Below are 17453 nucleotides of genomic sequence, written 5' to 3' on the forward strand. Positions count from 1 at the left end.
GCGACCGGGGAAAGGCCACGCTGGCGCGCGACCGGGGATTACTCGCTCAACCCAGGCTGACGACCGCCTCGATCAACTCGTCCACGGCCGGTTCCTGCGTCGCCCACGAACAGACGAAGCGCACCGATCCATCGTCGAACGGATAGCAGGCCCAGCCCAAGGCGTTCAGGCGCGCGTGCGCCTCAGGCGACATCCGCACGAACACAGCGTTGGCCTCGACCGGATGGGCCAACACGAAGGGCGTGTGTACCGCAATCCCCGCCGCCAGCCGCTGCGCCATCAGATTGGCGTGGGCGCCGCCCGATTCCCAGTCGCCGCTTTCCAGCAGCCCCAGCATCGGTCCCGACAACATCCGCGCCTTGGACGCCGTCTGCCCCGCCTGTTTCAGGCGATTGTCCAGCCGCCGCGCCAGGCGCTTGTCGAACAGGACGATGGCCTCGGCGCAGTTGGCGCCCGCCTTGGCCCCGCCGAACACCAGCACGTCCACGCCTAGCCGCGCGATGTCCTTCAGATCGAACCCCGAGGCGACCGCATTGGTCAGGCGCGCGCCATCCATATGGACGCCGTAGCCCAGCGCCTTGGTCGGCTCGATCAGATGACGCAGTTCTTCCTCGGTATAGACCGCGCCATATTCGGTGGCCTGGGTCAGCGACAGGGCCGCCGGCGGCTGGCGGTGGCCGACTTCGGCCTCGCCCAGATGCGCCTGCAGGGCCAAGGGATCGATCTTGCCCGAAAAGCCCGGCAGGCCGATCAGGCCGACGCCGTGACCGAAGAAGCCCGGCGCCCCGGTCTCATCGGTGCAGATGTGGGCGGCGTTGTGCGCCAGCACCGCCTCATAGGGCTGGGCCAGCATCGACAGGGCGATGGCGTTGGCCGCCGTTCCGCTGAAGACGAACCGCACCTCGGCGTCCGCATCCAGCCGCTGGCGGATCTGATCGGCGGCGCGCGCGGTGGTGTCGTCGGCGCCGTAAGCTCGCGCAAACCCCTTGTTGGCGCGCACCAGGCCTTCGATGGCGCTCAGGGCCATGCCGGCGGTGTTGTCGGATCCGAAATCGTAACGCATCAGCTCGTCTTCGCCTTGGGATCGCTCTGGTCGTCTTCGACGGTCCGAACCCGGACCACCGGCATCACATCCTCGTCGCCATAGGGCACGGCGACCTGATGCGGGAACGGGATTTCGATGCCGGCGGCGTCCAGCGCCTCCTTGCCGCCCTGCATCAGATCAGCCTGTGTCTGCCACCAGTCGCCCACCTTGACCCAGGCATGCAGCGTCACCTGAACCGAACTGTCCAGCAGGCCCGTCACCCCCGTCCAGGGATGGGGATCGTGCAGCACCTTGTCATGGCCCTCTGCCATATCGGCCAGAACGCAGCGCGCCTGGTTCAGGTCGTCGCCGTAGCCGACGGAGAAGTGGATCTCGATCCGCCGCGTCTGCTGGCCGGTCAGGTTGGTCAGCGGATCGCTCAGCACCTTGGAATTCGGGATGACGATCTTGTGGTTGTTGGCGTTCGACAGCTGGGTGGTGAACAGGTCCAGCCGCTGCACCGTGCCAGTCATTCCGCCGACATCGACGATGTCTCCGACGCGATAGGGACGCAGCACCAGCAGCATGATCCCCGACGCCACGTTCGACAGCGTGCCTTGCAGCGCCAGGCCGACGGCCAGCGACGCCGCGCCCAGGACCGCGATGATCGAGGTCGTCTGCACGCCAAGCCGTTGCAGCACCGCGATCATGCCGATGATGAACACCACCACCCGCACCACCTGCACCGCAAAGCTCAGGACCGTCGGATCGTGGCGGAAGCCCTTCACGCGCGACAGGGCGTTGCGCGCCGCCCGCGCCGCCCATTTCGCCGCGAAGACCGTTACGACGAAAATCAGGATGGCGATGGACAGGTTGATCGCGAAATCACCGGCCATGTCGGTCAGTTTGGCGATCACGGCGGCGTCGACGGAAACGGCTTTGCGACCTGCGGCGACGGCTTCGGCGACATCGGTGGGAAGAGGCGTGGACATAGGCCGGGTCTAACGCCTGACGCGCCGATTGGAACCCCCGAAGCCCGATTTCAGGCCTTGGCGATCCGGCCGCCGCCGCTTTCGATGGCGTCCAGCAGGTCCATCACGTCGTCGATGGTGTTGGCCTCTCGCGCCGGCTTGTCCCAGCGGATGCGGCTGACGCGCGGGAAGCGCATGGCCACGCCCGACTTGTGCCGCGTTGATCGGTTCAGCCCCTCGAAGGCGATCTCCAGCACCAGGCCGAAGTCCCGCTCGGCCCGCACGGAGCGCACCGGCCCGAACCGGTCGATGGTGTGGTCACGCACGAACTTGTCGAGCTGTTTCAGCTCCTCGTCGGTGAAGCCGAAATAGGCCTTGCCCACCGGCGTCAGCGCCCCCTCCGGCGTCCAAACCCCGAAGGTGTAGTCGGAATAGAAGCTGGATCGTTTCCCATGTCCGCGCTGGGCGTACATCAGGACGGCGTCGATGACGTGCGGATCACGCTTCCACTTGAACCACGGCCCCTTGGGCCGTCCCGCCAGATAGGGGCTGTCCCAGCGTTTCAGCATCAGCCCCTCGGCCGCCGCCCCGACCGGCGGATTGGCCCTGAGCCGCGCCAGTTGATCCCAATCGGCGTAATCGACCACCGGCGACAGATGCAGCCGCTCGCCCATATGGCCCGCTATCAAGGTTTCCAACCGCGCCCGGCGGTCGCGCAACGGCAGGCTTCGCAAATCCTCGCCGTCCTGCGCCAGCAGGTCATAGGCGACCACCGCCGCCGGAAAGGCCTGCATCGCCTTGGCGTCCACCGTCTTGCGGTTCAGCCGCTGCTGCAAATCTCCGAACGGCGCCACCGCCCCGTCGCGCCAGACGATCAGTTCGCCGTCGATCGCGCCCTGGAAAGCCAGAGCCTCCATCACATCGGGAAAGGCGGCCGAAATCTCGTCGCCGGTGCGGGAATACAGCTTGCTGACATCGCCCTCCAGCACCGCCTGAACCCGTATGCCGTCCCACTTCCACTCGGCGGCATAATCGGCCGGCGACAGTTTGGGCAGATCGACCGCCTCGTCGATGGCGACCGCCAGCATGACGGGCCGAAACCGGCCGGGCGCATCCGGGCTGGGCCGCTCCGCCCTGCCCTCCAGCCAGGCGAACAGGTCGGCGTATGGCGGTTCGACCGCATGCCAGACCTCCTCGATGGCCGAGGCGTCGAGGGTCTCCAGCGTCGTCTGGGCTTCATCCCCGTCCGGCGACGGCGGCGCCATCACGGCGTCCGGTCGCATAATCGCCGCCGCCGTCTTGGCCAACCGCGCCGACAGTCCGACCCGCAGGGCCCCGGTCATCAGCTTGAGCAGCGCCCACCGCCCTTTGGGTTCCAGCGCGTCGAGCCAGCCTTCAAGCAGGCCCCGCACCTCGGCACGGCTGGCGGTGCGCAAGGCCTCGACCACCTCGGCCAGCTCGGGCTCGCGATTGGGCCGATGATCGGGCGTCACGGGCCAGATCAACGCCACCGTCTCGGCCAGATCCCCGACATAGTCGTAGGACCAGCCGAACAGCACGCTGTCCACCCGCCCCTCGACCGCCTTCCTGATCATGGCCGGCTTGGCGGCGTCGAACGTCAGGTCGCCCGTCAGCGCCGCCAGCGCCCAGCCCCGGTCGGGATCGGGCGTCGCCCTCAGATAATCCCTCACCAGCACCAGCTTCGCATTGCGCGAAGCCGTCAGGGACAGGCGATCCAGAAGCTCGGCGAAGGCGCGCATCGTCATCCATCTTGGGCGCTCGAAGCGTCGCCGCACCATCAGAACGAAAAACGCCCCGGAGGTTTCCCTCCGGGGCGCGCCTTCGATCTCAGGAGATCAGTTGAACAGGCCGGCGATCACGGCGGTGATCAGACCCCCGGCGACGGCGGCCAGAACCACGTCATTGCCGCTGCGGACGTATTGATAGCCACGCGGCGGGGCGCGCAGGCCATAGCGGTTGTAGTCGTTCACCACATAGGCGTTGGTCCGGTAGTAGGACGGCATGCGCTGGCCATAGCTCCAGGTGCGCACCGCATAACCGCGCGGGGGTGCATAGCGGGGAGCGTTGTAGCGACGCTCGGCCCGCTGCCAGCGGTCATAGGCGCGTTGTTGCTGGCGATACTCCTGGCGGTCCTGACGCTGGTCCTGACGGAACTCGCGGCGGTCGTCACGACGGTCCTGGCGATGATCGCGACGGTCTTCGCGCTGCTCATAGCGGTGATCGCCGCGCGATTGGGCCGAGGCGGCGCCGGCGGCGCCCAGGGCGGTCGTGGCCATCAGTGCGGCCATCGTAGCGGTAAGGATCTTCTTCATGATCGTGTCTCCAACTGCGTCGAAGGGCTTCGACTTGAGCGCAGTTATGGAGCGCGGCGGCTGAGGCGCGTCTGAACCGCCGTCATCGGCCTACATTCACCTGAGGAACACGTCTCGGCCGCAATCAGGCGGCGACGGAGGTCTCGGATGGCGGCAGCGCCATCTCTCCGACCGCCTCGCGTCCGCCCCCGACCCGTCCCATCAGGGCGGCCAGGGCGCTGAAGTCGATGGGCTTGTTCAGATAGGCGTCGGCGCCGGCGTCCAGGCCGGCTTCGTGATCTTCGGTCCGGGCCGAAGCCGACAGGACGACGATGGGCGTGCCCGCATTCTGGCCCCCACCGTCGCGAATAAGTCGGGTCGCGGTCAGGCCGTCCATGACCGGCATGTTCACGTCCATGATGATCAGGTCGAACGGCTGATCCTGGGCGATCTCGACCGCCATCTGGCCGTTTTCGGCCGTCGAGGTGACGTGGCTAGCCGAACTCATCCAGGCTTCCAGGATCATGCGGTTCACCGGATGATCCTCGACCACCAGAACACGCAGCGATTCGCCGCCCGCGATCTCGGCGAAAATTTCATCGGCCGCAACCGGCTTGGCCCACTCCACCACCTCGGCCTCGATCTCCAGCGTGAAGCACGAGCCTTCCGCCAGTCTGGAGGTGACGGTGATATCGCCGCCCATGATGTTGGCCATGCGCCGCGCGATGGTCAGGCCCAGACCCGTGCCGCCGAACCGGCGCGTCGAGGAGGTATCGACCTGGGTGAAGGGCAGGAACAGGCGTTCCAGATCCGCCGCCGCGATGCCGGTGCCGCTGTCCTTGACGATGAACTCGAACCGCACGCGCTGGTCCGACACGCGGTGTCCGCGCACGATATAATGGATCTGGCCCGCCTCGGTGAACTTGACCGCGTTCGACAGCAGGTTCTGCACCACCTGGCAGACCCGCAGCGGATCGCCGCGCACCACCGTCGGGATTTCACCCTCCAGGGTCGAGACGAACTCCAGCCCCTTGGCTTCGGCCTGGGCCTCGAACGGGCCGGTGATCCGCTTGTGCAGGCCGTCGACGGCGATATCGATCACCTCGAAATTCATCTTGCCCGCCTCGATCTTGGTCATGTCGAGGATGTCGTTCAGCAGCGACAGCAGGTTGTCGCCAGAGTTGCGGATGATCGACAGATACTCGCGCTGTGTCGCCTCCAGCCGCGTGGCGCTGAGCAGCTGGGCCGCGCCCAGGACGCCGTTCATCGGCGTACGCAGTTCGTGGGAGATCACGCCCAGGAAGTTCGACTTGGCGTCGTTGGCCGCATTGGCCTTGTCGCGCGCGGCTTCCAGTTCCTCGATCAGATGGGCCTGGTGTGACTGGAAGGCGCGGATGCGCTCTTCGCGCAGCAGGGTCATGGTCACCAGCACGAACAGACCCGCCGCCGTGAACGGCAGGACGGCCAGCATCGACCAGAATTCGTTCGAGCCCCACAGGCTGAACAGAATGACCGCCGCCGCAGCGCCATAGGGGGACGAAATGATCAGGGCCTGGCGCGGCGAACTGCGCAGCTGGGCGAACACCAGCACATAGCCGGAGATGATCAGGGCCAGGGCCAGCGGCCGCCCGAAATCGGAAGGCGAGAACCAGGCCAGCAGGGGCGCGATGGCCCAGGCGCCGGTCGTCACCGTGGCGACGATAGGGAAGATCATGCCCCATCCCGTCTCGACCTGGTGGCTCAGCCGCTTTTCGACCATGCCGCGCACGGAGCCGGCGGCGACGGTCAACCCGAACCACAGCACGGCCTGCCACAAGCCCACCGTGCCCAGCAGACCAAGTGCCCAGGACGCGATGATCATGTAGCGCAGGTACTGCGTCTGCAGAATGGCGGTCAGCGCCTGGGCTGCATCCCCGGCGCGTTGATCGCCCGGAAGCGCCTTCGCGACGCCGTCTGATTCCACCATAAGCCCAGATCCCCACGTTCTGTTTGGTCGCGTGACGTTAAGACGAAGGTTCTAAGACGATGTGAACGCTGTTTTTTTGGTCATGCGAGTTCCCCCGCCTCCTCCGGCGTCAGCGCCTTGATCGACAGGGCGTGAACGGGTCCGGCCATCTCGTCCTTGAGCAAGGCGTTGACCGCCCGCTGACGCGCCAGACGCGACTGCCCCTGGAAAGCGGCCGAAACGATCACCAGATTGAAGTGGCTTTCCCCACCGGGTTTTGCATCCATCCCGCCTTCGTGATGGTGACCGGCGTGTCGCCAGCTGTCATCTTCGACCTCCAGCCGTTGCGGCGAGAGCCCATCGGTCAGTTTTGCACGAATAATCGTCGCAACCGGGCCTTCTGACATGATCGATTCCTTGATGCTGTCCCATTCGGCCTTACACTTCGGCTGATGTCCGCCTCCTTTCAATACAAGCCGCGCTTCACCGACATTCGGGTGAAGCCGCCCAAGCCCGATGAAGAGGCGGCGAAAGCCGATGTCCTTCACCTCAAGCCGGGCGAGACGCCGTGCCAATGGCCCGACTGCCGCAGGGCCGCGGCCGCCAAGGCGCCGAAGTCGCGAGAGCGGTTGAACGACTTCTATGAATTCTGCCAGCCCCACGCCGGCGAGTACAACAAGGGCTGGAACTTCTACGCCGGCATGAGCGAAGGCCAGATTCGCAACCTGCAGGAAAACGAGGCCATGACCGGCGGCCGCCCGACCTGGGAAATGCAGGCCGGCAAGTTCACGCGCGAAGCCGCCGCCTTCGCCGCCAAGATGGGCACGTCCAACACCACCGGCGCAGGCTCGTGGCGCGACAGCTTCGGCCTGTTCGGGCGCAAGGGGGATCAGGCGCCCCAGTCTCCGACCGAGGATCGTCGCATCGGCAAGCTGGAACGCACCGCACTGGCCGACCTGGATCTGGATCCCGGCGCGGACAAGGCCAGGATCAAGGCCCAGTACCACGACCTGCTGAAACGCTTTCACCCCGACACCAACAACGGCGACCGGGGCGCGGAGGCCAAGCTGCAACGGGTCATCAAGGCCTGGAAGACGCTGAAGAAGGCCGGCCTAGCCTGATCTCGCCTATTCGGCGTAGATCATCTTGCGGGTCATGCCGCCATCCACCGTCAGCACCTGCCCCGTGACGAAGCCCGCGTCGGCCAGATAGAGCACGGCCTGGGCGATGTCCTCGACCCGCCCCACCCGGCCGACGGGATGCTGCTCATGATCGACCGGCCGCAGGTCGTCGTCGCCGGAAATCCAGCCCGGCGCGATCGCATTCACTCGCGTCTTCGGCCCCAGGCTGATGGCCAGGGCGTGGGTCAGGGCGACGATCGCGCCCTTGGACGCGGCATAGGCTTCGGTCTCGGGTTCCGACATGAAGGCGCGGGTCGAGACCATGTTGATGATGCTCCCGCCCTCCGCCAGCAGGGGAATGGCGCTGCGGGTCATCAGGAAGGCGCCCGTCAGGTGGCTGTCGACCGTGTTGCGCCAGGTTTCCAGCGACAGTTCGGCCAGCGGCCCGTTGATCGGATTGGCGACGCCGCCGTTGTTCACCAGCAGGTCCAGCTCCGACCAGCCGAGTTCCTCATAGGCTTTGGCGACCGAGGCCTCGTCGCCGATGTCGCACAGGATCTGGCGGGTGTCGGTCATGCCGGCCCTCAGGTCGAAGGACGCGACCTCCCACCCGCGCGCAGCCAGGGCCTTGCAGACGCCGGATCCGATCAGACCTGCGCCGCCCGTAACGATTGCTCTTTTCATGGGCTTGGAACCGGCGAAGCCGGTCTTGGTTGCGCCGCGCCGGCCTTAACCCGCCGCCCCGCTGTTCGAGGCGGTCATCATCGGCGCCGACGGTTCGCGGAAATAGCGGTCGATGCCGTCCGCGACCGACTTCATCAAACGACGGCGCGCGCGCTCGTCGGTCAGCAGCCGCTCGTCCTCGGGATTGGTGATGAAGCCCATTTCCAGCAGCACGGCCGGCACGTCGGGCGCCAGCAGAACGGCCAGACCCGCATCGCGATGGCTGCGGCGCAGCAGCGGCTGGTCCGAGGCTTCCAGATGGGTCAGCAGGACGCGGGCGAACTGAGCCGAGCGATTCTGGGTCGCGCGCTGGGTCATATCCAGCAGGATGCGATCCACCGACGGGTCGCGGCCCGGCAGGTGCAGTTCGCGGTGCCAGTTGTCGCCGCGCGTGAACTCGCGCACGGCCCGGCCGGCGCCCTGTTCCGACAGCGTATAGACGCTGGCCCCGCGCAGCGCCGGATCGGCCCCGGCGTCGGCGTGCAGAGAGATGAACAGGTCGGCGTCCGACTGGCGCGCGATGGACACCCGGCGATACAGGTCCACATACCGATCGTCGGACCGCGTCAGCCGCACGCGATAACGACCGTTGCGCTCCAGTTCGGCCTTCAGCGCCAGGGCGGCGGCCAGAGTGACCTGCTTTTCCTTGGCGCTGGCGCCGCTGGCGCCGGGATCGTTGCCGCCGTGGCCGGCGTCGATGACGATCAGCGGCCGTTCGGCCCGGCGCGGCGGAGCGCTGGGTCGCGGCGCAGGCGTGTTGGACGCGCGTACGGCCGCGCCGGTCGCCTTCAAATCCACGACATAACGATAGTGGCTTACGCCGTCGCCGGGCGGCAGCAGGAAGCGTCGTTCGATCTCGCTGCCTCGCGCCAGTTCCAGTTGAACCCGCGACGACCCACCGGAAGATGTGACTTCATAGGACCGCACCAGGCCCGATCCGCCGCCGCTCAGCCCCCGTCCCGGCGCGACGCCGTTCAGGGCCAAGACCACGCGGCCCTCGCCGCCCGCGTCGATGACACGGCCTTGCGCCGACTTGTCCAGATCGATGACGACGCGGGTCCGGTCGCCGTCGGCGCCGAAACGCACGGCCAGCACATCCCCTTGAGCGCCCCAGGCGAAACCGCGCGTCGCGAACAGACCGACCACGCAGATGACCACGAAGGCCAGGGCGGTCATCGCCCATTCCTTCGCGCCCCAGCGCATCAAACCTGTCAAAACGCGACCGCTCATTGCGACGCCAAACCCACTTTAAGCCTACTAGACCGTCATCATGCCAGACGCTCGTATTCAGGGGGTTAAGGCGAACGCCTTTTAATTCTCCAGTTGCGTGACTATGCTGTGACCGCTCGCGAACCGATCGCGCCGATTTCGCCTCTGCGAATCTTGGCGCGCCCTCCTCGCGGCGTTGACTTTCACCAATCCGAGAACCGCCCCGGCATCGCCGATGGTTCGAAGAGCGGACCAGGGACGCGGCCTTCCCAAGGGATTGGCGCGCCCGGTTCAGGACCGACGACTTCAATGGGCCTTTCCGCCTGCGTTCCCCAACGGCTTGATCAAGCCCGCTTCGCCGTTCTCGGCGAGGGGATGTCGCGCGCGCCGGCCCTCACCTTCATTCGGCGAGCCGCCATGACCCTGCCCGGTGTTCCGGGACGGTCGGCCTGCGCGCGCCAGAGAGAGACTATCCATGTCAAGGACAATGCTGATCGATGCGGCGCATCCCGAGGAGACCCGGGTCGCCATCGTGGACGGACGCCAAATTGAGGAATTCGATTTCGAATCCCGTGCGAAGCGCCAGCTTCGCGGCAACATCTACCTCGCCAAGGTCACCCGCGTAGAGCCCAGCCTGCAGGCTGCGTTCATCGAATACGGCGGCAACCGCCACGGCTTCCTGGCCTTCAACGAAATCCACCCGGACTATTACCAGATCCCGGTCGCCGACCGCGAAGCCATCATGGCCGAAGCGCACGACGATGAGGACGAGGACGATCTGGACCGGGAATCGACCGGCGACGACGTCGATCCCGAAGGCGCCCTGGCCGACGAGGAACGCCTGAAGCGCCGCCTGATGCGTCGCTACAAGATCCAGGACGTCATCAAGCGTCGCCAGATCCTGCTGGTTCAGGTCGTCAAGGACGAGCGCGGCGCCAAGGGCGCGGCCCTGACCACCTGGCTGTCGCTGGCCGGCCGCTACTGCGTCCTGATGCCCAACACGGGCAAGGGCGGCGGCATCAGCCGCAAGATCACCAACACCTCCGACCGTCGCCGCCTGAAGAGCGCCGTCTCGGCTCTGGACGTGCCCAAGGGCATGGGCCTGATCATCCGCACGGCCGGCGCCAAGCGCACCAAGGCCGAGATCAAGCGCGACTATCAGTATCTGATGCGCCTGTGGGAGACGATCCGCGAGACCACGCTGAACTCCCATGCCCCCTCGGTGATCTACGAGGAAGAGAACCTGGTCCGCCGCGCCGTGCGCGACATGTTCGACAAGGATTTCGACGGCATCCAGGTCGAGGGCGTCGAGGGCTTCAAGGAAGCGCGCGACTTCATGCGCGTGCTGATGCCCGCCCAGGCCAACAAGGTTCACCTGTATCGCGGCTCGCGGCCCCTGTTCGCCGCCAACGGCATCGAGGAACTGCTGACGCAGATCCACCAGCCGGTCGTGCCGCTGAAGTCGGGCGGCTATCTGGTCATCAACCAGACCGAGGCCCTGGTGGCCATCGACGTCAACTCTGGTCGCGCCACCAAGGAACGCAACGTCGAGCAGACGGCGTTCAAGACCAATATGGAAGCGGCCGAAGAAGCCGCCCGCCAGCTGCGCCTGCGCGACCTCGCCGGCCTGGTCGTCATCGACTTCATCGACATGGATGAGAGCAAGAACAACCGCGCCGTCGAGCGCGTGTTGAAGGAGGCCCTGTCCTCCGACCGCGCCCGCATCCAGATGGGCCGCATCTCGCCGTTCGGCCTGATGGAAATCAGCCGCCAGCGTCGCCGCCTGGGCGTGATCGAGGGCGCCACCGAGGCCTGCCCGCACTGCCAGGGCACCGGCCGCATCCGTTCCGCCGAATCCGCCGCCCTGATGACCCTGCGCGCGGTCGACATCGAGGCCGGCAAGAACGGCGCGGGTGTGGTGGTGCTGAAGGTCTGCACCGCCGTTGGCCTGTACATCCTGAACCACAAGCGCGCCTATCTGCAGTCGCTGCTGGAGCGTCGCGGCCTGAACGTCATTGTCCAGATCGACGACAGCCTGGGCCAGGGCGAGCACAATATCGAGCGCACCGAAACCAACGAGGACTTCGTCGCGCCCGAGATCGAGATGCCCAATCTCGACGACGACTTCGACGCCTCGCTGTACGAAGACGAGGATGAGGACGACGACGAGGAAATCGTCGGCGACGATGATGACGACGTCGAGGCGCTGGACCGCGAGGACAGCGACGATGACGAGCCTCGCGAACGGGCTGAACGCGCCGAGTCCGGCGGTCGCGATCGTGGCCGGGGCCGCAATCGCCGCCGTCGTGGCGGTCGTCGCGACGAGGAGACCGCAGAGGTCGCCGAAACCGTAGAAGCCGCCGATACGCTGAACGTCGACGACGCCTCGGACGACGAGGAAGACGAGAACGGCCGTCGCCGTCGCCGTGGCCGCCGTGGCGGTCGCCGTGTCCGCGAGGATGGCGAGCGCGACGTCTATACCTGGGTCCGTGGCCGCACCCCGTCGCTGGACGACCCCTATGTCTGGTTCGACCCGCTGAACCCGGGCCGCCCTGAACCGCGTAACGAACGTCCCGAACGCGCCGAACGTCCTGCTGAAGCTCAAGCCGAGGTCGAAGGCCTGGACGCTGTCGCCGGCGAAGGCTCCGGCGAGGAAGGCGGCCGTTCGCGCCGTCGCCGTCGTCGCGGCCGGGGTCGTGGCGACGCGCCCGTCGGCCACGATATCAAGGTCGAGAACCGCGCCACCAACGAAGGCATGCCGCCCGACGGCTCGCCCGAGACCCCGATGGCCGTCATCGTCGAACCGACCAGTGAGAGCGTCGAGGCTGCTGCGCCGGCCATCGCGCCCGAGCCTCAACCCGAGCCCCAGCGTCGTCGCGTGCGTCGCAAGTCGGCCAGCGCCAATGTCGAGATCGCGGCCGAACCGCATCCCGACACGGCCATCGAACCGAACGAGGCCACGGTCGAAGGCGCGCCGGTCGAACTGGACGTGACCCCGCACGAGGCCTTGGTCGCCGAGCCGGTCGCCGTCGCCCCGGTCGAGCAGCCTGCCGCGCCGGTCGCTCCCCCCGTTGTGGCCGAACCCCAGCCGGCCGTCTTGGCCGAGCCGTTCGTGGCGCCGACGCCCGAAGTCGATGTCGAATCGATCATCGCCGAAGATCCGAACCAGATCGTCGCACCGCCTGAAAAGCCCAAGCGTGGGTGGTGGCGCCGCTGATCGGTCACGATTAGACTGTCAGGATGCAGGCGGGGGCCGGTCGCTATTGGAGTAGAGCCATGAGATGGCTTCCCCGATCTGCATCTCGCGTTCTGGCGGCGACGGCGGCGGGCCTTATGGCTCTCGTTGTCGCCGGCCAGGCCTCGGCTCAGAGCCTGATCCGCGACACCGAGGTCGAGGGCATCGTGCGCGAATGGGCCGACCCGGTCTTCGTCTCGATGGGGCTGAACCCGACCGACATCCAGGTTCTGCTGGTCAACGACGACGACCTGAACGCCTTCGCCACGCGCGGGCGGATCATGGGCGTCAACACCGGCCTGATCCTGCGCACCAAGACGCCCGGCGAGCTGCTGGGCGTGATGGCGCACGAGGCGGGCCACATCAAGAACCGCCACACCCTTCGCGATGGGGCCCAGAACGCCGGCCGTCAGCCCATGCTGATGACCATGGCCCTGGGCGCCCTGGCCATTGCGGCCGGCGCGCCCGACGCAGGCGTCGCCCTGCTGGGCTCCAGCCAGTATTTCGGTGCGCTGGGCGCCCTGCACTATATGCAGAGCCAGGAAGGCGAAGCCGACATAACGGGCGCACGCGCGCTGGAAGGCGCCGGCGAATCCGGCGCGGGCTTGGTCTCCTTCTTCGAGAATTTCCGCTCTCAGGAAGTCTTCTCGGACGCCCGTCGCTATCCCTATTTCCGCAGCCACCCCCTGTCGTCGAACCGGATCGAGACCCTGCGCCGCTATGTGCAGGAACAGCCGCATTACGATCACCGTGACAGCCCCGAACGGATGGCCCAGCACGCCCTGATCCTGGCCAAGATCCACGCCTTCATGGATCCGCCGAACGCGACGCTGCGTGACTATCCGTCGACCAACACCTCCCTGCCCGGCCGCTATGCCCGAGCCATCGCCTGGTATCGCGACGGCCAGACGGAAAAGGCGCTGACGGCGGTGGACGAACTGATTGCCGGCGACGTCAACAACCCCTATTTCCAGGAACTGAAGGGCCAGATCCTGTTCGAGGAAGGCCGCCCGGCCGAGGCCGTCGCCGCCCACCGCGAGGCGGTTCGCCTGAAACCCGACGCCCCCCTGCTGCGCGTCAACCTGGCCCACGCCCTGATCGAGACCAACGACAAGGCCAATCTGGACAAGGCCATCGACCAGCTGAAACACGCCGTGGTCGCCGAGAAGGAAAACACCCTGGCCTGGCGCCTGCTGGCCCAAGCCTATGCCACGCAGGGCAAGGAGGGCGAGGCGCGCCTGGCCTCCGCCGAATACTATTTCGCGGCCGGCAGCGAGAAGGAGGCGACCCAGTTCGCCCTTCGCGCCCGCTCTATGCTGGACCCCGGCTCCATGGAATGGCGCCGGGCCGTGGACATCGTCCTGGCCTCGGGCGCAACGCCCGACGATCTCAACGACCTGGACCGCCGCGACGCCGCGCGCCGACCGGCCACCCTGAACTGACCCCTTCCCCCGACTGCGAGCCTCAATGACCGACGACGCCCCCGCGCCTGCGCCCGAAACCAAGCCCGCCAAGCCTGTGTGGCTGAGCGGCGCGCGCGCAGGCTATCTGGCCCTGGGCCTGTCGGTCATCGCCCTGGGGTTCTCGGTCGCGCCCTATTTCAGCGCCGGTGGGTCCGAAGTCCGGTCCTATCTGCTGGAGCATCCCGAGGTGCTGCAAGAGACGCAACTGGCGCTGCAGGCGAAGGAAGCCGAGGCCAGCGTCGAAGAGACCAACCAGGCCGCCGCCGCAAACGCCGGCCTGCTGGCGCCCGACGCCCGCGACCCGGCCTTCGGTCCGGCGAACGCCAAGGTCACGGTGGTCGAATTCTTCGACTTCCGCTGCCCCGGCTGCAAGGCCGTGGCCCACGACTATCGCGCCCTGATGGCCGCCCATCCCGAGGTCCGCTTCGTCTTCAAGGACTGGCCCATCCTGGACCGCGGCGACGATATCACCTCGCAATACGCCGCCCGCGCCGCCCTGGCCGCGCATCAGCAAGGCAAGTATCTGGAGGTCTATGACGCCCTGATGACCGAGCGCGCCCTGTCGATCGAGTCCATCGACGCCATCCTGGCCGCCAACGGCGTGGACATGGCCCGCGCCAAGGCCGCCATCGCCGCGCCCGACACCATGCGCCACATCGCCGACATCCACACCACGGCCGCCGCCCTGCGCCTGCGCGGCACGCCCACCTTCTTCATCAACGGCAAGGCCAGCCCCGGCATCGACCCGGTCGAGGTCGCCAAATTGATCGAGGCGGCCAAGCGCTAACGCCTAAAAGGTTCGGCCGCTGCGTGGCGGCCGAACCCGGATGCGGCGATCAGGCGGAAGTCGCGCCCATGCCGCCGTCGATGCGATAATAGGCGCCGGTGATGAAGGCCGCCTTGTCCGACGCCAGGAACAGCATCAGGTCCGCGATCTCGTCCGCCGTCGCATAGCGGTTCAGGGGCACGGCCGCCTGGAACTTGGCGCGCGCCTCTGCCTCGTGACCGGGCGCCGTGTTCTTTTCGATGTCGTGGATCATGGCCGTGTCCACGCCCGACGGCGCCACGGCGTTGACGCGGATGCCATAGGGCGCGGCTTCGAGCGCGACGCTCTTGTTGATGCCGATCAGGGCGTGTTTAGAGGCGACATAGGCGCTCATGCCAGGCGACCCCAGCCAACCGCCGTTCGAGGCGGTGTTGACGATGGCGCCCGACTTCTGGGCGATCATAACCTTCATCACGTGCTTCAGGCCCAGGAAAGCGCCGATGACGTTCACGCCCAGAACCTTGGTGTAGTTCTCGACTGTCTGATCCACGATCGGGGCAGTAGCGCCGTTGATGCCGGCGTTGTTGACGAAAACATCGATGCGACCGAACCGCTCAATCGCCTGATCGACATAGGCCTTTACGTCGGCCTCCTCGGCGACATTGGCGGCGACCAGCAGAGGATCGCCCTCAATGCCGTCTGCGGCCTTCTTCAAGGCGTCCAGCGACAGATCGACCAACACGAGCTTCGCGCCCTCGGCCGCAAACTTCTTGGCCGCCGCGATGCCGATACCGCCGGCGGCGCCGGTGATGAGGATGACCTGATCTTGGAACTGCATAGTCTGATACTCCGTAACGGGGAAGTTACGGACCTATGTGCTGCAACCTACCGTCGCTAGGCCTCTGCCATACTCATTTCTCCACCGATCCATTCGACGCCAGCGTGACGCAGGGCGTCGTTCGCCGCCGGTTCGTCGCCCAGCACCTGCTCGGCGCGATACAGGACGTAGTAGCTGTAGGGATCGCTGGGCCAGTCCGTCAGCAGTTCGCCGATCTTGGCCTTGGCCCCGGCCGCATCGCCGGACGCCAGCATCGCGGCGGCCAGGCTGCGGCGCGTCGGGTACCAGATCATCGGCGGATCGCCGCCCTCGGGATTCATCGCCTGGATCGCCGCCGCCCGGCCATAGGCGGCGATGGCGGTCGGATAATCCTGATCTATCATGGCCGCGCGGCCTTCCAGCACCTTCTGGAACAGTTCGGCGAAACCGATCTGACGCTCCGCCATCGGTCCCTTGAATGCCTTGTCCGCCAGCAGGGCCGCAATGGCCTGGGCCTCGACCCGCACGGCCTTCGCATCGCCTCGCCGAGCCGCCGCCTCGCCGCGCGCATAGCGCCAGCCGACCCGCATCAGGGGCCGCCCGACATCCGGCTCAACCAGGGCCGCGACCTGGGCGTCGGACCCGAACCGGCCGTAAAGCGCATAGGCGTCGGCCGCCATAATCTGACGATAGACGACATAGGCGTCCTCGACGGGTTCGGGCGCGCCCAGAAGCTGCGGATAGGTGGCCAGATACCAGTCGGCCAGCTCCAGCCCCCGCTCGGCCCCGCCCGCCATCAGGGCGCCGCCCATACCGAAATGGATGTTGTGGGCGTGCAGCCGCATGCCGCGAATGCCGCCCGGCGGGCTGGCCAGCCGGTCGTAGGTCTTGTCCAGCGCCACGGCGTTGACGTTGGACATCATCGCGTCCTTGTACCGCCCCACCCGATAGAAGGTGTGCGACGGCATATGCACCAAGTGGCTGGCCCCCGGCGCCAGCAGGGCCAGTCGCTCGCCATAGGCCAGCGCCCGATGCGGATCGTCGGACCATTCCGTCAGGTGGATATAGAGGTGGATGGAGGCCGGATCGTTCGGCTTGAGCGTCAGGCCGTGTTCTAGGATCGCCATGGCGCGCGTCACGGCGGGATCGGCCGCCTTGCCGTTGTCGTCCCACCATTCGCCGTCGGGCTGCAGCATCCAGGCGTCGGCGGTGATGGCGCCCACCGAGACGTCGTCGGGATGGCGTTTGGCGATCCGGTCCATGGCGCGTGCGAAGCGCAGGGCGCGGGTGTTTTCCTTACCGGAGTAGCGCTGGATCAGGGCGTCGATCATCTGGCGCTGCATCGGCGTGGCGTCGCGCGCCAGCCTGCGGGCTTCGCGCGCCGTTCTCAGGCCCGTGGCGAGGGATTCAGGGTCGTTCCCGCCGCCGTTCAGGTTCGGCCCGATAGCCCAAGCCTCGCCCCAGGCGCACATGCCGCACGCCGGATCCAGCTGCCGCGCCTTGCGAAAGGCCCGAACCGATTCCGAATGTTCGAACGCCCAGCGCAGCCGCACGCCATGGTCGAACCATGCCTGGGCCTCCGGGTTCTTCGTATCGACAGCGAAACCCTCGTCGCCGAAGCCGGGGACCATGACCATGTCCGCCGTCGGCTGAACATCGCCGACCGCATCCACGCGGCCGCAGACCTGGGGATTGGCGATCAGGGCCAGGGTCGCCGCCGTCGCCGTGGCGTCGGCCAATGCGACCGGCGCCATCAGACAGGCGGCCGAAACCGTCGCGACCCACAGACCCTTGCGCATTCCCGCATCCCCCGCTTGCCGATCTTTGTGCGCTTAATTGGCCGCCTCGCCAATTATTCAGTCAGGGC

14 protein-coding genes are annotated in these 17453 nt (G+C 67.0%); 4 read left to right on the top strand and 10 right to left on the bottom strand.

Annotation, left to right across the window (positions count from 1 at the left end; all coding sequences use genetic code 11):
* Positions 1 to 46: 46 nt before the first annotated feature.
* The 6 genes from ACQY72_RS03245 to ACQY72_RS03270 all read right to left on the bottom strand — a co-directional run bounded on the left by ACQY72_RS03245 (position 47) and on the right by ACQY72_RS03270 (position 6659).
* Positions 47 to 1063, bottom strand: a complete 1017-nt coding sequence (locus ACQY72_RS03245; RefSeq protein WP_428155724.1) for a threonine aldolase family protein — start codon at positions 1061 to 1063, stop codon at positions 47 to 49.
* Positions 1063 to 2016 (bottom strand): mechanosensitive ion channel family protein, encoded by a 954-nt coding sequence (locus tag ACQY72_RS03250; protein ID WP_428155726.1) that lies wholly within the window; start codon positions 2014 to 2016, stop codon positions 1063 to 1065. Before ACQY72_RS03250 ends, ACQY72_RS03245 begins: the two co-directional genes overlap by 1 nt.
* 50 nt (positions 2017 to 2066) lie before the next feature.
* Complete coding sequence (locus ACQY72_RS03255; protein WP_428155728.1) at positions 2067 to 3755, bottom strand: cisplatin damage response ATP-dependent DNA ligase; 1689 nt, start codon at positions 3753 to 3755, stop codon at positions 2067 to 2069.
* Positions 3756 to 3851: 96 nt separating this feature from the next.
* Positions 3852 to 4328, bottom strand: a complete 477-nt coding sequence (locus ACQY72_RS03260) for an RcnB family protein (RefSeq protein WP_428155730.1) — start codon at positions 4326 to 4328, stop codon at positions 3852 to 3854.
* Between the two features lie 124 nt (positions 4329 to 4452).
* Entirely contained in the window at positions 4453 to 6273 is a 1821-nt protein-coding gene (locus ACQY72_RS03265; RefSeq protein ID WP_428155732.1) for a response regulator, read from the bottom strand.
* An 80-nt stretch (positions 6274 to 6353) separates the two neighbouring features.
* Positions 6354 to 6659 carry a BolA family protein gene (locus ACQY72_RS03270; protein WP_428155734.1) on the bottom strand — a complete coding sequence of 102 codons (306 nt, stop codon included), beginning with the start codon at positions 6657 to 6659 and terminating at the stop codon, positions 6354 to 6356.
* Between the two features lie 45 nt (positions 6660 to 6704).
* Between ACQY72_RS03270 and ACQY72_RS03275 the strand changes: the two genes are divergently transcribed.
* Entirely contained in the window at positions 6705 to 7373 is a 669-nt protein-coding gene (locus ACQY72_RS03275) for a J domain-containing protein (RefSeq protein ID WP_428155736.1), read from the top strand.
* 6 nt (positions 7374 to 7379) lie between these two features.
* Here the strand turns inward: ACQY72_RS03275 and ACQY72_RS03280 are convergent, their stop codons facing one another.
* Complete coding sequence (locus ACQY72_RS03280) at positions 7380 to 8057, bottom strand: SDR family oxidoreductase (protein ID WP_428155738.1); 678 nt, start codon at positions 8055 to 8057, stop codon at positions 7380 to 7382.
* Between the two features lie 45 nt (positions 8058 to 8102).
* On the bottom strand, positions 8103 to 9272 hold the full coding sequence (locus tag ACQY72_RS03285) for an N-acetylmuramoyl-L-alanine amidase family protein (RefSeq protein WP_428155740.1): 1170 nt from the start codon (positions 9270 to 9272) through the stop codon (positions 8103 to 8105).
* Between the two features lie 508 nt (positions 9273 to 9780).
* Here ACQY72_RS03285 and ACQY72_RS03290 point away from each other — a divergent pair.
* The 3 genes from ACQY72_RS03290 to ACQY72_RS03300 are packed head-to-tail and all read left to right on the top strand — an operon-like array spanning position 9781 to position 14790.
* Positions 9781 to 12522: an Rne/Rng family ribonuclease gene (locus tag ACQY72_RS03290; protein ID WP_428155741.1), complete on the top strand. Its 2742-nt coding sequence runs from the start codon at positions 9781 to 9783 to the stop codon at positions 12520 to 12522.
* A 59-nt stretch (positions 12523 to 12581) separates the two neighbouring features.
* The gene (locus ACQY72_RS03295) at positions 12582 to 13982 is read left to right on the top strand and encodes a M48 family metalloprotease (protein ID WP_428155743.1); all 1401 of its coding nucleotides are present in this window, start codon (positions 12582 to 12584) and stop codon (positions 13980 to 13982) included.
* 25 nt (positions 13983 to 14007) lie between these two features.
* Positions 14008 to 14790: a thioredoxin domain-containing protein gene (locus ACQY72_RS03300; RefSeq protein WP_428155745.1), complete on the top strand. Its 783-nt coding sequence runs from the start codon at positions 14008 to 14010 to the stop codon at positions 14788 to 14790.
* Positions 14791 to 14839: 49 nt separating this feature from the next.
* Here the strand turns inward: ACQY72_RS03300 and ACQY72_RS03305 are convergent, their stop codons facing one another.
* Complete coding sequence (locus ACQY72_RS03305) at positions 14840 to 15607, bottom strand: SDR family NAD(P)-dependent oxidoreductase (protein ID WP_428155746.1); 768 nt, start codon at positions 15605 to 15607, stop codon at positions 14840 to 14842.
* A gap of 56 nt (positions 15608 to 15663) precedes the next feature.
* A complete protein-coding gene (locus ACQY72_RS03310) occupies positions 15664 to 17385 on the bottom strand; it encodes a hypothetical protein (protein ID WP_428155748.1) in 1722 nt (573 codons plus the stop codon).
* Positions 17386 to 17453: the final 68 nt, after the last annotated feature.

The organism is Brevundimonas sp., from assembly GCF_965279155.1.
Lineage (GTDB): Bacteria > Pseudomonadota > Alphaproteobacteria > Caulobacterales > Caulobacteraceae > Brevundimonas.

Coding starts and splice junctions, on each gene's coding strand:
- ACQY72_RS03280 (WP_428155738.1), bottom strand. CDS start 8,057: ATGAAAAGAGCAATCGTTACGGGCGGCGCAGGTCTGATCGGATCCGGC.
- ACQY72_RS03275 (WP_428155736.1), top strand. CDS start 6,705: ATGTCCGCCTCCTTTCAATACAAGCCGCGCTTCACCGACATTCGGGTG.
- ACQY72_RS03245 (WP_428155724.1), bottom strand. CDS start 1,063: ATGCGTTACGATTTCGGATCCGACAACACCGCCGGCATGGCCCTGAGC.
- ACQY72_RS03270 (WP_428155734.1), bottom strand. CDS start 6,659: ATGTCAGAAGGCCCGGTTGCGACGATTATTCGTGCAAAACTGACCGAT.
- ACQY72_RS03300 (WP_428155745.1), top strand. CDS start 14,008: ATGACCGACGACGCCCCCGCGCCTGCGCCCGAAACCAAGCCCGCCAAG.
- ACQY72_RS03295 (WP_428155743.1), top strand. CDS start 12,582: ATGAGATGGCTTCCCCGATCTGCATCTCGCGTTCTGGCGGCGACGGCG.
- ACQY72_RS03310 (WP_428155748.1), bottom strand. CDS start 17,385: ATGCGCAAGGGTCTGTGGGTCGCGACGGTTTCGGCCGCCTGTCTGATG.
- ACQY72_RS03250 (WP_428155726.1), bottom strand. CDS start 2,016: ATGTCCACGCCTCTTCCCACCGATGTCGCCGAAGCCGTCGCCGCAGGT.
- ACQY72_RS03290 (WP_428155741.1), top strand. CDS start 9,781: ATGTCAAGGACAATGCTGATCGATGCGGCGCATCCCGAGGAGACCCGG.
- ACQY72_RS03305 (WP_428155746.1), bottom strand. CDS start 15,607: ATGCAGTTCCAAGATCAGGTCATCCTCATCACCGGCGCCGCCGGCGGT.
- ACQY72_RS03255 (WP_428155728.1), bottom strand. CDS start 3,755: ATGCGCGCCTTCGCCGAGCTTCTGGATCGCCTGTCCCTGACGGCTTCG.
- ACQY72_RS03265 (WP_428155732.1), bottom strand. CDS start 6,273: ATGGTGGAATCAGACGGCGTCGCGAAGGCGCTTCCGGGCGATCAACGC.
- ACQY72_RS03285 (WP_428155740.1), bottom strand. CDS start 9,272: ATGACCGCCCTGGCCTTCGTGGTCATCTGCGTGGTCGGTCTGTTCGCG.
- ACQY72_RS03260 (WP_428155730.1), bottom strand. CDS start 4,328: ATGAAGAAGATCCTTACCGCTACGATGGCCGCACTGATGGCCACGACC.